The 14,705-nt window shown below is 70.3% G+C and carries 13 protein-coding genes; 3 read left to right on the forward strand and 10 right to left on the reverse strand.

Going from position 1 to position 14,705, the window contains the following annotated elements; genetic code table 11:
• Nucleotides 1-56: 56 nt before the first annotated feature.
• Genes QIS96_RS05900 through QIS96_RS05925 form a run of 6 tightly spaced genes read right to left on the reverse strand, consistent with a single transcriptional unit; the run spans nt 57 to nt 4,546 of the window.
• Nucleotides 57-830 (reverse strand): urease accessory protein UreD, encoded by a 774-nt coding sequence (locus QIS96_RS05900; protein ID WP_408907130.1) that lies wholly within the window; start codon nt 828-830, stop codon nt 57-59.
• The gene (gene ureG, locus QIS96_RS05905; RefSeq protein ID WP_282541298.1) at nt 827-1,564 is read right to left on the reverse strand and encodes an urease accessory protein UreG; all 738 of its coding nucleotides are present in this window, start codon (nt 1,562-1,564) and stop codon (nt 827-829) included. Before ureG ends, QIS96_RS05900 begins: the two co-directional genes overlap by 4 nt.
• Entirely contained in the window at nt 1,557-2,222 is a 666-nt protein-coding gene (locus QIS96_RS05910) for an urease accessory protein UreF (protein ID WP_282541299.1), read from the reverse strand. The genes ureG and QIS96_RS05910 overlap by 8 nt, the downstream gene beginning before the upstream one ends.
• A complete protein-coding gene (locus QIS96_RS05915; protein ID WP_282541300.1) occupies nt 2,222-3,925 on the reverse strand; it encodes an urease subunit alpha in 1,704 nt (567 codons plus the stop codon). Before QIS96_RS05915 ends, QIS96_RS05910 begins: the two co-directional genes overlap by 1 nt.
• Nucleotide 3,926: 1 nt before the next feature.
• Entirely contained in the window at nt 3,927-4,247 is a 321-nt protein-coding gene (ureB, locus tag QIS96_RS05920) for an urease subunit beta (RefSeq protein WP_282541301.1), read from the reverse strand.
• Complete coding sequence (locus tag QIS96_RS05925) at nt 4,244-4,546, reverse strand: urease subunit gamma (protein ID WP_282541302.1); 303 nt, start codon at nt 4,544-4,546, stop codon at nt 4,244-4,246. The genes ureB and QIS96_RS05925 overlap by 4 nt, the downstream gene beginning before the upstream one ends.
• Before the next feature lie 226 nt (nt 4,547-4,772).
• On the opposite strand from QIS96_RS05925, the gene QIS96_RS05930 reads away from it, so the two are divergent.
• From QIS96_RS05930 to QIS96_RS05940, 3 genes are all read left to right on the forward strand, one after another.
• Nucleotides 4,773-5,801: an AraC family transcriptional regulator gene (locus QIS96_RS05930; protein ID WP_282541303.1), complete on the forward strand. Its 1,029-nt coding sequence runs from the start codon at nt 4,773-4,775 to the stop codon at nt 5,799-5,801.
• Nucleotides 5,802-5,882: 81 nt separating this feature from the next.
• Nucleotides 5,883-7,019 (forward strand): MBL fold metallo-hydrolase, encoded by a 1,137-nt coding sequence (locus QIS96_RS05935; protein WP_282541304.1) that lies wholly within the window; start codon nt 5,883-5,885, stop codon nt 7,017-7,019.
• Nucleotides 7,016-7,858: an SDR family oxidoreductase gene (locus QIS96_RS05940; RefSeq protein WP_282541305.1), complete on the forward strand. Its 843-nt coding sequence runs from the start codon at nt 7,016-7,018 to the stop codon at nt 7,856-7,858. The genes QIS96_RS05935 and QIS96_RS05940 overlap by 4 nt, the downstream gene beginning before the upstream one ends.
• Nucleotides 7,859-7,952: 94 nt before the next feature.
• Here QIS96_RS05940 and QIS96_RS05945 read toward each other — a convergent pair whose 3' ends face one another.
• The 4 genes from QIS96_RS05945 to QIS96_RS05960 all read right to left on the reverse strand — a co-directional run bounded on the left by QIS96_RS05945 (nt 7,953) and on the right by QIS96_RS05960 (nt 14,336).
• Nucleotides 7,953-11,057, reverse strand: coding sequence for a glycoside hydrolase family 2 TIM barrel-domain containing protein (locus tag QIS96_RS05945; RefSeq protein WP_282541306.1), 3,105 nt, complete (start codon nt 11,055-11,057; stop codon nt 7,953-7,955).
• Between the two features lie 65 nt (nt 11,058-11,122).
• Entirely contained in the window at nt 11,123-12,007 is an 885-nt protein-coding gene (locus QIS96_RS05950) for a carbohydrate ABC transporter permease (protein ID WP_282541307.1), read from the reverse strand.
• Nucleotides 12,004-12,990 (reverse strand): carbohydrate ABC transporter permease, encoded by a 987-nt coding sequence (locus QIS96_RS05955; RefSeq protein ID WP_282541308.1) that lies wholly within the window; start codon nt 12,988-12,990, stop codon nt 12,004-12,006. The genes QIS96_RS05950 and QIS96_RS05955 overlap by 4 nt, the downstream gene beginning before the upstream one ends.
• A complete protein-coding gene (locus tag QIS96_RS05960; RefSeq protein ID WP_282541309.1) occupies nt 12,987-14,336 on the reverse strand; it encodes an ABC transporter substrate-binding protein in 1,350 nt (449 codons plus the stop codon). The genes QIS96_RS05955 and QIS96_RS05960 overlap by 4 nt, the downstream gene beginning before the upstream one ends.
• Nucleotides 14,337-14,705 lie beyond the last annotated feature (369 nt).

Raw genomic sequence — 14,705 nt, forward strand, 5'->3', positions numbered from 1 at the left:
GAGGCGGGCGCCCCGGTGAAGGCCCAGGTGATGACGGACCGTTGATGACGGACCGTCTATGGCAGGGACGGAACCCGGGCGGGGCGGCCGTTCTGCCACTGCTCCCAGACCGCAGCCAGTTCCGCGTCGATCTCCGGAGCCACCGTGTCCAGGAGTCGTACCTGCGCCGCCGGTCCCGCCAGTTCCATGAGGGAGGGGTGGTGCGGGCCCGGGGGGCGGAAACCGAGGGCCGTGACCGCACCGATCACGCGGTGGGGCCCCAGAATGCCGGGGAGTTCGCGCAGGTCCGGGTCCGTCAGGTCGAGGTCCTCGATCAGCAGCTCGTGACCGTCGTAGGTGGCGCGGGTGGTGGCCCGGACGGTGCCCCCGCGCTCGCCGGAGCGTCCGAGGACGAGGGTGTCCCGCCACAGCATCCGCGCTCCGGCCGCCAGGCGGACGTCCATCGAGCGGGTCACCCGGGCGCCGTCGCAGACCACGAACGGGCGGGCGTCCCAGTGCAGTTCACCGCCTTCGGCTATGTCGACACGGGCCCGCCACCGGGATCTGCCGCCGCGGTGGTCGTAGGCGACCAGGCCGGAGGGCTCCACCAGCTCCAGGCGGGCCCCGCGGCCGACTGAGATGTGCAGCGTCAGATCGTCGCCGGCGAGCAGCCCGGCCCGGGTATTGACCAGGGCGATCCGTACCCGGTCAGGGGCCGGCAGGAGGGGGCGGGGGGCGAGGAAGGCGCCGGGGCGCAGTTCGCGGACGAGGGTGCGCTCGTCGTCGGCGCGCTCCACGGCGACGACCGTGGGGTCGGCCGGCTCGGCCTGGGCCGTCGTGTGCCAGGTCACGAGTCGTGGCTGTGGGAGTGACCGTGGGAGTGACTGTGGGGCGCCATCGGTCCCGGGTCGGTGGGGATGTGGGTGCCGTCGCGGTGGCGGGCGAGCACCGAACGGACCCAGTCGGCGAGTTCGGCGATCGCTCCCGGGTCGTTCTTGGAGAGCGCGAGAACCGGCAGGCCGTTGCGGGCGCTCCGGGCGTCGGTGACCATGGCGGCCACATCGACGTCGACGTACGGCGCCAGGTCGGTCTTGTTGACGATCAGGAGGTCGGCGCCGGTGATGCCGGGGCCGCCCTTGCGCGCCACGTCGCCGCCGCCCGCGACGTCGATGCAGAACAACTGGGCATCGGCGAGAGCCGGGCTGAAGGTGGCGGTGAGGTTGTCACCGCCGCTCTCCACGAGCACCAGGTCCAGGGGCCCGTACGCCTCCTCCAGGTCCTCGACGGCGTCGAGGTTGGCGCTGACGTCGTCGCGGATCGCGGTGTGCGGGCAGGCGCCGGTCTCCACCGCCTTGATGCGTTCCGTGGGCAGCACTCCGGCGGAGCGCAGGAAGCGGGCGTCCTCGTCGGTGTAGATGTCGTTGGTGACGACGGCCATGGCGAGTTCGCCGGCGAGTTCCCGGCACAGGGTGGCGAGGATCGAGCTCTTGCCGGTGCCGACGGGGCCCGCGACGCCGAGCCGGAGGGCCCGCGGGGTGCCGGGGGTCTGGGGGTGGTGCGGGTGGGTCTGCTGCTGGTCAGGCATGGAAGAGTCTCCGTTCTTGTCGTGCGTGCTGGAGCGCCCACTGTTCGGTGAGCAGAGGTGTACGGGCGGGCAGTTCGGCCGGGGTCCGTACGGCGAGGGCCTCCTGAACCGCGGCCGTGGCGTCCGGCTCGGCGGCGAGGATCCAGGCGACCGTGTCGAGGGGGTCACCCGGCAGCAGCTTGAGCGCGGCCGAGGTGACCGTCTGCAGTTCGTCGTAGACGACCGCGTGTGCCAGGTCCTCCTCCGAGACGTTCATGACGGCTCCGAGCGCGCCGAGTGCGACCGGCCGCAGTGGGCGGGGGCGGATCGTGGACAGGGCGGTGACCGCCGGGTGTTCCGGGGCCAGCCTGCGGGCGAGCCGGTGCACACCGCGGCCCAGTGCCGCCGACGCGTCGCGCAGGGGCGCGGCGGGTGTCCGGGCGGCGAGGGCCCGCTGTACGGGACCGTAGTCCACCGGGTTCCGTCCGGCGGCCCGCAGGGCGAGGACGGTTGCCGCCGCCTCGGTGACGGCCGCGGTGCGCAGCCGGGCCCGCAGCAGTGCGGGGATCCGGTCGCGGGTGAGCCCGGCCGCGACGGACGGTTCGAGTCCGGCGCTGTAGGTGTACGCGCCGACCGGGAGTCGGCCGTCGCCGAGCAGGAGGGGTGCCAGGCCCGGCATCAGAACAGGGAGTACCGCTGGGCGAGCGGCAGTTCGGCGGCCGGGGCGGGCTCGACGGGCTCTCCGTCGATCCGGATGGCGAAGGTCTCCGGGTCGACGTCGATGTCGGGGAGCGCCGTGTTGTTGGGGAGGTCGGCCTTGGTGAGGTGGCGGGTGGGCCGTACGGCGACCAACTCCCGTTCCAGGCCGAGGTGTTCGGCGAGGCCGTGCTCCAGGGCCGCCGGGGCGACGAAGCTGACCGAGAGGTGTGGGGCGGCGCCGGCCGCGGCGGTGGGGCGGAGCAGCACGGGCTGGGTGGTGGGGATGGCGGCGTTGGCGTCGCCGAGGGGCGCGTACACCACCATGCCGCCCTTGATGACGGCCGCGGGGCGGATGCCGAAGAAGGCGGGGTCCCACAGCACCAGGTCGGCGAGCTTGCCGGGTTCGACGGAGCCGACGACGTGGTCGATGCCGTGGGCGACGGCCGGGCAGATCGTGTACTTGGCGACGTAGCGGCGGGCGCGTTCGTTGTCGGCGGGCAGTGCGCTGTCGCGGTCGCCGAAGCGCTGCTTCATGGTGTGGGCGACCTGCCAGGTGCGGCAGATGACCTCACCGATGCGTCCCATGGCCTGGGCGTCGGAGGAGGTGATGGACAGCGCTCCGATGTCGTGCAGGACGTCTTCGGCGGCGATGGTGGTGGCGCGGATGCGGGACTCCGCGAAGGCGAGGTCCTCGGGGACGCGCGGGTTGAGGTGGTGGCACACCATCAGCATGTCGAGATGCTCGGCGACGGTGTTCACGGTGTGCGGGAGGGTCGGATTGGTGGACGCCGGAAGGATGTTGGGGTGGGAGGCGACGGTGATGATGTCGGGTGCGTGGCCTCCTCCGGCGCCTTCCGCGTGGAAGACGTGGATGCCGCGTCCGGCGATGGCGTCGAGGGTTCCTTCGACGTAGCCCACCTCGTTGAGACTGTCGGCGTGCAGGGCGACTTGGAGGCCGTGGGCGTCGGCCGCCTTCAGCGCGGCGTCGATGGCGGCGGGGGTGGCGCCCCAGTCCTCATGCACCTTGTAGCCTCCGGCGCCGCCGAGCGCCGCTTCGCGCAGGGCTTCCTCGCCGACCGTCGAACCCTTGGCGAACAGCAGGATGTTGAGCGGTACGCGGTCCAGGGAGCGGTGGATCATCGTGAGGTTCCAGGCGCCCGGGGTGACCGTGGTGGCCTTCGATCCCTCGGTGGCGCCGGTGCCGCCGCCGATGACGGTGGTGGTGCCGGTGGCGAGGGCCTCGTGCAGTGTCTCGGGCATCAGGAAGTGCACGTGCGTGTCGACGGCTCCGGCGGTGAGGATGCGGCCCTCGCCGGAGACCACATCGGTACCGGGGCCGATCACCAGGTCGGGGTGGACGCCGTCGCTGATGTCGGGGTTCCCGGAGCGGCCGAGGGCCACGATCCTGCCCGCCCGGACGCCGACGTCCGTCTTGACGACGCCCCAGTGGTCGAGGACGACGACATTGGTGATGACGAGGTCGAGGGCGCCGTCGGCGCGCGGGGTGGTGGCCTGGCCCATGGATTCACGGATGGACTTGCCGCCGCCGAACACGGCCTCGTCGCCGCCGAAGCAGCGGTCTTCCTCGACCTCGATCCAGAGGTCGGTGTCGGCGAGGCGCACGCGGTCGCCGGTGGTGGGTCCGTAGAGCGACGCGTAGGCGGCGCGGGTCAGTTGTGCCATGTCAGCTGTTGTCCGTTCGTGCGGTACGGGTGCCGGGCAGGACGATGCCGGGCACTGCCCGACGTCCGCCCAGCTCGACGAGGCCGACCTCGACACCGACTCCGGGTTCGAATCGCAGGGACGTGCCGGAGGGAATATCGAGCCGGAAACCCTCGGCAAGGGACCGGTCGAAGGAAAGCGCGGGATTCGCTTCGGAGAAATGCAGATGAGATCCGACTTGAATGGGGCGGTCGCCCTCGTTCACGACGGCCAGCTGCCGTTGAGCGCGCGTGTCATTTATTTTCAGTACGCCGGACCCGGTCCGGATCTCGCCGGGGATCACGGGATCGGCGAGGTGATCGTGACGAGCTTGCGCCCGTCCGGGAAGGTCGCCTCGACCTGGACGTCATGCAGCATCTCCGGAACGCCTTCGAGCACGTCAGCGCGGGTGAGGACCTGTCGCCCCTCGGCCATCAGGTCACTCACGCGGGCACCCTCGCGGGCCCGCTCCATCGCCCAGCAGGCGAGCAGTGCGACAGCCTCCGGGTAATTCAGTCGTACGCCGCGGGCCCGCCGGTCACGGGCCACCATTCCGGCGACATTCAAAAGCAGCTTTTCCGTGTCGGACGGAGTCAGAAACATGGGGAACCTCCGCGGGAGGCCGTCACCGGAATTCCCGGAATTACTTCACTCACGCTCTTCTTATAAGCCTCCCGACCTCGCCGTGGCAACTCACCCCGCACCTCGATAAGTCTCTTTCTGCCCTTATCGCCCTCCATATACGGGCAAAACAGGCAAAACTTTTTACCTTTGGGGCCCGATACGGGCGTCCGCGCGCGAACTCGCCAGGGCTGCGTAGCCTTCCGTCATGATCCCGATGATCCGCGCCGCCAGCCTGCGCGGCTTCGTCCCGCTCGTGGAGGGACTGGGCGGTGACGCGGACGGGCTGCTCGCCCGGTTCGGCCTCACACGGCAGGGTCTGGAATCCGACGAGGACCTCATCCCGATCACCGCCAACGACCTCGTCCTCGACTCGGCAGCGGACGAACTCGGCTGCCCGGACTTCGGCCTGCGCCTGGCCGAGGCACAGGACTTGAGCATCCTCGGCCCGCTGGCGGTGGTGATCGAGTCGTCCTCGACGGTCGCCGAGGCGCTCGCCGTCGCGTCGACGTACATGTTCGTCCACAGTCCGGCGCTCAGCGTCGCGGTCGAGGCCGACCCTCGGCGAGGACGCGGTGTCGTCGCTCTGACCTATCGGAAGGACGTGCACGAGTCGCCGTACTCCCCACAGGCGATCGAGCTCGGGCTCGGACTGTTCTACCGGGTCTCGGTGATGCTGGTCGGCAGCCGGGCGGGGCTGCGCTCCATCGAGATCCCGCACCGCCCCCTGTCCCCCGTCTCCCGCTACACCGGGTTCTTCGGCGCCGACGTCGCCTTCGGCCGGCCGACCGCGGCGCTCCGGGTGGAACGGCGCCTTCTCGACGAGCAGTTCGCCACCGCCGACGAGGCGATCCGGCGCCTGGCGGTGGAGTACCTCGCCGGCCACTACCCGGACCCCGCACGGAAGTTGTCCACGCAGGTCCGGCGCGCGCTGGCCGGGAGCCTGGGCACCGCCCCGCCGGCGATCGCCGGCGTCGCACGGCTCCTCTCCGTGCACCCGCGCACCCTCCAGCGCAAACTCGCCGCCGAGGGCGCCTCGTTCGCATCGATCCTCGACGAAGTACGACGCGACGCGGCCCATCGTCACCTCACCACGTCCGACCTCCCGCTGGGGCAGGTCGCGGCGCTCGTCGGATTCACCGAGCAGTCCACTCTCAGCCATGCCGTGAGGCGCTGGTACGGCAGCAGCCCGCGCGAGCTGCGCCGGACAGCACGGCGGACCACCCCGTCGAAGTGACCCGAGCTGTCGCGCTGAAACAAGTCTCCGGCCCCGTCCAGACTGCACTCTGAGGTCAGCAGCGACCCCGAGGAGGGACTCATGGTGCAGTCGGCACAGCGATCCGGCCCGGACCTCACCGAGATCGGCGCCCGCCCGATCCCCGAGTTCGACGGCGTGCACGACGTCTGGCCGCGTGGTGAACGGCTCGCGGCCGTCCGGGAGGCGGCGACGGCGTACAAGGCGCGTTTCACCGCGCAGGGCCAGGTCCGCGGGGTGAAGTCGGTGGACATCGCGGCGGCTCCGTACCCGGTCGACTACGCCTTCCACAACGCCGTCTCGGTGCCCACCCTGCCGTTGATCTCGATGATCAACCGCATGGTCGTCGTCCAGTACGACGACTGGAGCGGCGTGCCACGGACGCTGGTGTTCGAGCCCACGGTCCCCGACGGCTCCGCGGAAGCGCCGTTCTACCGGCATCTGCAGAGGTTCATGGCCAAGGTTCCGGGCGGCGACCTGATCGGGAGGGCCGTCCTCAGGTACTACAACGAACCCGGCGATGTCCTGACGAAGTTGGGCCTGACCGCCGACGACATCGACTTCTGCACCTTCGACCACTTGCACGTGCAGGACCCGCGGATGATCCTCGGCTCCACCGAGACGATCGAGGGCGAGAGCGAACCGCGCCGACCGCTGTTCGGCGACGCGAGGATGCTCGTGCACAGCCGCGAGCTGGCGACACTCCGGTCGCTGCACCCGATGCAGTGGGCGTGGTACGTCGACGGCGGGCTCGGCGGTGTGGACCCGGCGAAGTTCGTGACCTTCGACGGCGACATCGAACTCGGCCCCGGCGTCACCCTGTTGTGGACGCCCGGCCACACCGACGGCAACCACTCGCTGGTGATCAACACCCCGGACGGCGTCTGGGTCTCGTCGGAGAACGGCATCTCCCTGGACAACTGGCAGCCCGAGCTGTCGAAGATCCCCGGCGTGCGCAGATACCACGAACGGTTCGGCCGCGAGATCTGCCCGAACGCCAACACCCTCGAGGACTCCCTCGACCAGTACGACTCGATGGTCAAGGAGAAGATCCTGGCCGACCCCTGCAAGCGGGACCCGCGCTGGCTCCAGATCCTGCCCTCGACCGAACTCGCTCCGTGGAAGCGGTTCTGGCCCGTCGTTCCCACCTACGTACACGGCGGGATCGCGTACGGCGAGATCAAGGCGGGGCTGCGGTGACCCGCTCCCCCGCAGGAGCTGTCGTCACCGGTGCGGGCCGCGGCCTGGGCAGACAGCTCGCCCGGCTCCTCCTCGCACGCGGCTACCAGGTCCTCGTCACCGACGTGAACCCGGCCTCGGCACAGGAGGCGGCCGACGAACTCGGCGACGGGGCCACCGCGTTGGCGGTCGACGTCCGCGACCAGGCCCAGGTCGAGGCGGCACGCGACGCGATCGTATCCCGGGCGGGCCGCCTGGACGTGTGGGTGAACAACGCCGGAGTGCTGGTCACCGGCCCGGCCTGGGAGCAGGACGAGGCCGGCCGCCGGCTGATGCTCGACGTCAACGCCCTCGGCACGATCAACGGCACGGTCGCCGCGATCAGCGCGATGCGCAGAACCGGCGGCGGACACGTGGTCAACATCGTCTCCCTCGCCGGCCTGACCGCCGTGGCCGGCGAGGCTGTCTACGCGGCGTCCAAGCACGCGGCGATCGGCTTCAGCCTGAGCACGATGGCCGACCTCAGGCTCGCGGGCGTCAGGGATGTCGACATCTCCTGCGTCTGCCCGGACGGCATCTGGACCCCGATGCTGCACGACAAGCTCGACGACCCCGGCTCCGCACTGTCGTTCTCCGGGAAGCTGCTCAAGGCCGAGGAGGTCGTCGAAGCGGTCCGCACCGTGCTCGACAAACCCCGCCTGGTCACCGCGCTCCCGGGCCGGCGCGGCCTCGCGGCCCGGCTCGCCTCGCTGGCGCCGAGGCTCGGACTGGCCGCCGCACCGCTCGTCGTCGCCCGGGGCCGGCGTACCCAGAAGCGACTGCTGGCAGACCTCCGGCAGAGGGGCGCCCCGAAGGCTTGAACCCGCGCTCCCGCGCCCCGGCCACGGGGGCCTCGGCCGCCGCCTCGATGGCGTCGACCGCCCTGACGCGAGGTCAGGAGCGCGGTTCAGGCACTCAGGCGGGACCGGCCTCGAAGTGCAGCTCGATCGTCCGGGCGGCCGGCCGGTTGGCGTGACGCGGAAGGACGTCGAGGCCGCACGATCGCGAGCCGAGGCCGTGCTGGGCGGCGTCGATGTGGAGCCGGTAGCCGTCCGTGGCCGGCAGCTCGTGGGGGTGGCCCGCGGCAGCGGTCTGCTGCGGGGACCAGCGGCTGACGGTGAACCCGGGCCGGCGGCCCTGCAGATCGGGTTCCGTGCGCAGCGTGAGTACGCGTTCATGACGGTCGGACAGGACGAGTTCGCGCAGGTCGCTGCGGTGGCCGCTCTCCTGCGGGCGGGCGTAGCGGAAGGTGAGGTCGTCGACGGCGGCGTCGAACCGGCCCACCAGTGCGGCGGCGCGGCTGTCCGGGTACGACTCACCGGGTCCGGTGCCGAACCAGGAGGCCCGGGAGATCCCGGCGGGCAGGTCGAAGCAGATTCCGGTGCGCGGCCACGCGGTCGTCCACCCGGTACTCGGAACGATGTCGGCCCTGAGGCCGATCCCGTTGCCGCTGCTCCACCACCGGTACGTCACGTCGACGCTCTTCGCGCTGTTCGCGGCGCTCACGCGCACGCGGACGAGCACACCGTGGGCTCCGGTCTGCACCTGGTCGACGCGGTGCACGAGACGGTCGAGGCCCTCCCGCCGCCACCGCTCGGCAGCACTCGGCCCAGGGGCGCCATGGCCGAAGGTGAGCTCCGGGTCGGCCTCTTCGTAGGACGGGAATCCGTCGGCGAGATCGTTGTCGGTGGGCGCGCGCCACAGTTCCAGGCGGGGGCCGGTGATCGGCAGCCGTCCGAGGCGTACGAGGCGGCCCGTGAGCCCGTCGAACGCGGCGGCTCCGAGTTCGACCGCCGGGCTCGGAGCGTGCCGTGCGGGCGGATCGGCCGGTCCCGCGGGCCGAGGGGCAACGGTCGCCGTCTCGCGGTGACGCAACGTCAGATCTGGTCTGTGCAAGGGGAATCCGGACTGCGGTGTCACATCGTGCTGTGCGGCGGCGACCACATGCCCGGCCGGTGCCCACGACGTGTCCTGGGCGAGCACGGCACGGACGGTGAGCCAGTGCTCGGCCGAGGGATCCGCTTCCGCAGCGGGCAGAGCCTGCGGCGGAAGGGTGGTCACGGAGCTTTCACCGGCGGGCACGGGCGGGACCGGCAGCCGGTCGGCGGCGACGTGGTGCCCGTCCCGCTCAAGAAGCCACTCGAAGGCCAGGTGGGCGGTGGAGAGCGAGTGGTGACGGTTGTGCACCGTGACCGTCGGAGCGGCCCGGTCCGTCCGCCCCGCCCCGTCGTCGAACGCGAGACGCACCGGCGCGCTCACGGCCTTGAACTCGGCAAGGCCCGGTGTGGGGACGTCGTCGGAGCGCACGAGGCCGTCCATCACGAAATTCCCGTCGTGCACCGTCTCGCCGAAGTCCCCGCCATAGGCGTGGAACGGCGTGCCGTCGGCTGAGCGGGTCAGGATGCCGTGGTCTCGCCACTCCCAGACGAAGCCGCCGTGCAGCTTCGGGTGGGCGTCGAAGAGCGCGTCGTACTCGGCGAGCGCGCCGGGACCGTTGCCCATCGCGTGCGCGTACTCACACAGCAGGAAGGGTTTGGCGCGCTGCCTGGCGGATTCGGCCGGGTTGCAGCCGAGGAGCTGTCCGGTGACGGCACCGCTGCCGATGGATTCGGTCTCCTCCAGGTTCGCGTACATCCGCGAGTACACGTCGGTGTACTGGCCGGTGTAGTCGCCCTCGTAGTGCACCGGACGGTCCGGGTCCCTGTGGTGGACCCAGTGCGACATCGCGGCGAGGTTGCGACCGGTTCCGGACTCGTTGCCCAGGGACCACATCACGATCGAGGGGTGGTTCTTGTCGCGTTCCACGGTGCGTTCGATCCGGTCGAGGTACTGCACCTCGAAGCGGGGGTCGTCGCTGGGGTTTCCCGCCCAGTCCAGGAAGGTGTAGCCGTGCGTTTCGAGGTCGCACTCGTCGATCACCCAGAAGCCGTACTCGTCGGCGAGGTCCAGCAGGCGGGGATGCGGCGGATAGTGACTGGTCCGGATCGCGTTGACGTTGTGCCGCTTCATCAACTCCAGGTCGGCGCGGGCGTGTTCCTCGTCGAAGACGCGGCCGCGCTCGGGGTGCGTCTCGTGACGGTTCACGCCGCGGAAGACGACGCGGCGGCCGTTCACGGTGAAGGCGTCACCGACGATGCGGACCGTACGGAAACCGATGCGGAGGGAGACCGTCTCGCCCCGTGACGCGATGTCGGCGTCGTACAGCCGTGGATTCTCGGCGCTCCAGGGCTCCACGACGCCGGCCGCCACCGGGGCGACGTCCGCCGCGGAGTGCCAGGTCTCCTCGATGCCGAGTTCGGGAACGCTCAGCGTGACGGGGAACGCCTCGGGGCGGGCGACGAGTTCGGCCGTCAGCCGGCCCGCGCCGGTGACGTGGTCATAGTCGGACCTGACCCACACGTCGTCGACACAGCCGGCCGGACGGCCCAGAACGGTGACGTCGCGGAAGATACCGGGGAGCCACCACTGGTCCTGGTCCTCCAGGTAGCTCCCGGTCGACCACTGGTGCACGCGGACCACGAGCACGTTCCCCGCGGGCCGGACCAGCTCGGTGATGTCGAACTCCTGGGCCAGGCGCGACGCTTTGCCGGTGCCGACCTCCACCCCGTTGAGCCACACCCGGTAGGCCGACTCGACTCCGTCGAAGCGCAACAGCGTCCGCTCGGCCGCCCACTCGGCGGGCAGGTCGAAGCCGCGCCGGTGGTCGCCGGTCGGGTTCTCGTCGGGGACCCTGGGCGCGTCTATGGGGAAGGGGTACTGCACGTTCGTGTACGCGGGCCGTCCGTACGCGCCGTCGCCGTGCAGCACCCAGTGCGAGGGCACGGGGAGGGTGTCCCATGCCGTGTCGTCGAAGCCGGGGTCGGCGACCGTGTCATCGAGGCCCAGCGGCGAAGGCGCGTACCGGAAACGCCAGTCGCCGTCGAGGCGCAGCGCGGGCGCGTCCGTGCACACCCAGGAGCGTGCCGGGACGCGCCTTCCTGTGCCCGGCTCGAAGTCCTCGTAGTACGTCATGGTGGCCATGCGGGTCTGCCATTCCTTCGAACGCGGATGAGATGTCGTCGGTACAGCGAACGCTGCGGAGACAGCTAGCCCTTGACCGCTCCGTCGGACAGACCGCCGCGCCAGTACTTCTGCAGCACGATCATCGCGCCGATCAGCGGGACGACCGAGACGAGCGCGCCGCCCGTGGTGAGCCGGTAGAACTCCGGCAGGCGGTCCACCTGGCTGCTCCAGTTGTGCAGCCCCAGCGTGACCGGATACAGGGATTCGTCGGCGAGCATGACCAGGGGCAGGAAGAAGTTGTTCCAGATGAAGACGAGTTGGAACAGGAAGACCGTCACCAGCGCCGGGAGCATGGTGCGCAGTCCCAGCTTGTGGAAGATGCCCAGTTCGCCCGCGCCGTCGATGCGGCCGGCTTCGATGACCGAGGTGTCCACGGACGTCTCGGCGTAGATCCGGCACAGCAGGAGCCCGAACGGGGACACCAGTGACGGGATCAGCACGCTCAGGTGGGTGTTGGCCAGGCCGAGGGAGCTGAACAGCAGGAACATCGGCAACGCGAGGGCGGTCCCCGGCACGAGGACGCCGCCGAGAACGGTGCCGAAGACGAGGCGCTTCCCGCGGAATTCGTACTTGGCGAGCGCATAGCCCCCCGCCGCGGCGAAGTATGTCGCCAGAGCGGCGCCCACGCCGGCGTAGAGCAGGGAGTTGAGCAGCCAGCGTACGAAGATGCCGCCGTTGTAGGTGAAGACCAGGGCGAGGTTGTCCCACAGGGCGAAGGTGGGGGCGAGAGCGAATCCGTTGGTCGCGAACAGGTCGGAGGTGGTCTTGGTCGCGGCCACGACGACGTAGTAGACGGGGACGAGGAAGTAGAGCGCGACGGTCACGAGGAGCGCCGTGACCGGGATCGTGGTCCTCGGCGTGCGCCTGGCCTTTCCCGCGGCGGGGATGCGGGTGGGTGCGGTCGTCACTTGCGGGCCTTCCTCTCCGGCCGGGACGTGCGGTGGGTCGCCAGCATGAAGGCGAAGGACAGTACGAAGGCGACCAGTGCGATCAGTACGGCCTGCGCGGAGGCGAGCCCGTACTCGTTGTAGGCGAACGCGTTGGTGTAGGCGGCCAGGTTGGGGGTGTACTCGGTGTCGATCGCCGGGGAGGCGTTGGCGAGTACCAGCGGCTCGGCGAAGAGCTGCAGCGTCCCGATGATCGAGAAGACCGTCGCCAGGTTCACCGCCGGGCGGATGAGGGGGAGTTGGATCGACCAGGCGATCCGGAACGCTCCGGCGCCGTCGACCCGGGCGGCCTCGTAGATCTCCCCGGGGATGGACTTGAGCTGGGCGATGACGATGAGCATGTTGTATCCGGTGTACGTCCAGGTCACGATGTTCGCGATGGACCAGAGCACCGAGTCGGCGCCCAGGAAGTCCAGTTCGATCCCCACCAGACCGGCGACGTCGAGCAGTGGGCTGAGCCCGGGGACGTAGAGGAAGCTCCACAGGATCGTCGCGATGACGCCAGGAACGCCGTACGGCAGGAAGTAGGCCGTGCGGAAGAACTGCGGACACTTCGCGCTCGCCGATTCGAGCAGCAGGGCGAGCACCGTGCAGAAGGCGATCATGACGGGTACCTGCACGATGCCGAACAGCAGCACGCGTCCGAAACTCGTGAGGAAGCCGCCGCCGGAGAGCGCCTGCACGTAGTTGTCCCAGCCCGCGAACGCGACCTGGATGCCCTCTTCGCCGAACAGGCCCTGACGTGTCGTGGTGGTGAAGCTCTGCCCGACCGCGGTGGCGATGGGCAGGACGAAGGTGAACGCGAACACCGCCAGGAAGGGCGCGAGGAGCACCCATGCCGCAGTCGTCTGTTTCCGCTGCTGCCCGGACCTGGCCCGGCCCGCGCCACCCGCCGGGGCGGGGGTGCCGCGGCGCTCCGGAGTCCTCGTCGTCGTTGTGCTCACTGCTTCCCCTCCCGCACGCGCAGCCCCTTGTCCCTGAACGCCCGCACCACCGTCGACTGAGCCTGGGCCACCGAGTCGACGAACGACTGACCGCTGGTCAGCTTCTTGCGGAACCCGTTGGCCAGTGCGTCGCTGGTGAGCTTCGTCAGGGGCGACCAGGTCCAGTCCGGGTTGGTCTGTGTGACCGCTCGCGCGAAGACCTCCTCGTTGTAGCGCTGACCGCCGAACCACTCGCTGGGCTCGCGCCGCTTCGCGCCGATGTAGTGGCGCGCCGGGGACCAGCCGATGCCCAGATGCTCGATCTCCGCGTCGATGCCCTCGGGAGTGCTGGTGAGCCACTCGATGAACGCCAACGCCTCGGCCGGGTGCGCGGAGTTGGCGAGCACCGCGGCGGTGGACCCGCCGTGGTGGGCCGAGCCGAAACCCTCCTTTCCCCAGACCGGCAGCGGGGCGACGCGCCACTTGCCGGCTCCGCCGGAGACCTCCTGCACCAGTGCGTCACCCCAGGAGCCGCAGGTGGCACCCACGATCCGGCCTTCGGCTGCGGCCGCGTACCAGGCGGGCGAGAACAGCTCGCTGGAGACGTTGACGAGGTCGTCGTCGACGGCCTCGTCGAAGAAGCGGGCGACGTTCAGGGTCTTGTCGTCGGTCATGTCGACGACCCACTCGTCCCCGGCCGTTCGGAACCACACGGCTCCTGCCTGCGCGGCGAGACCCGTGAAGACCGAGCCGTCGCTGACCGCGAACGAGTCGAGGTAGTGCCGTGAGCCGAGTCTGCGGATCTCGGCGGCCAGCTCCGCCCACTCCGCCCAGGTCCGCGGCGGCCGGCCGCCGACCCGGTCGAGCAGGCCGGGCTGGTGGAAGAAGCCCATCGGGCCTGAATCCTGGGGTATGCCGTAGACCCCGCCGTTGAAGGAGACCTGACGCCAGAGCGCCTTGTCGTAGTTGTGCGCCATCTTGTCGGCGCCGTACCGGGACAGGTCCACGAGGCCGTTCTGCAGCAGGTACTCCGGCACCGCCATCATTTCGATCTGCGCGATGTCAGGCCCACCACCGGCGGCGAGGGCGGCGTGGAGCTTCTGGTAGCCGCCTTCGTTTCCGCTCGGGATCCACGTCGCCTTCACCTGGATGTGCGGCTGCTTCGCGTTCCAGATGTCGAGGACCTTCTGCAGGTCCTTCACCCACGACCAGTACGTCAGCGTGACCGTCTCTCCGGGCGCGGCGGCGGGGAGTGCCGGGGCCTTGTTGACGGAGACGGCCCCGGGGCTCGCGCACCCGGCGACGGCGGTCGCAAGCGCGCCACCCGCGCCCAGGCCCAGCAGTCGCCTCCTCGTGAGTGGTGCCATTCAGCTCTTCCTTCCAGCTTCCAGGTTGATCCGGTGCTCCTGCCGCACGATTCGTTCGCCGCACGGTGTCGGATGAGGCGGTACGGAAGGCGAGGGCCGTCCGCTCTGCTGCATGGGGCGATCGCCCGGCGGTGACCGGGACGCCGGCATCGGCAGCGGCTCAGCGGCAAGGGTGGTTGCTGCGAGGCCTACGGGAGAGCGGGTCCCAGGCACGGATAACGCGCGAGACCCAACAGAAACTCCCCTGACCAATCAAAAACAAACAGCATCGATCATGCCGTGGAGTCTGAACCGGCGTACAGGTGATGTCAAGGGAGTGCCGGCGAGAGCGCATGCCGAAGCAACCACGCCGACGCGACGGCCAGTTGG

The sequence above is a fragment of the Streptomyces cavernicola genome (assembly GCF_029968035.1).
Lineage (GTDB): Bacteria > Actinomycetota > Actinomycetes > Streptomycetales > Streptomycetaceae > Streptomyces > Streptomyces cavernicola.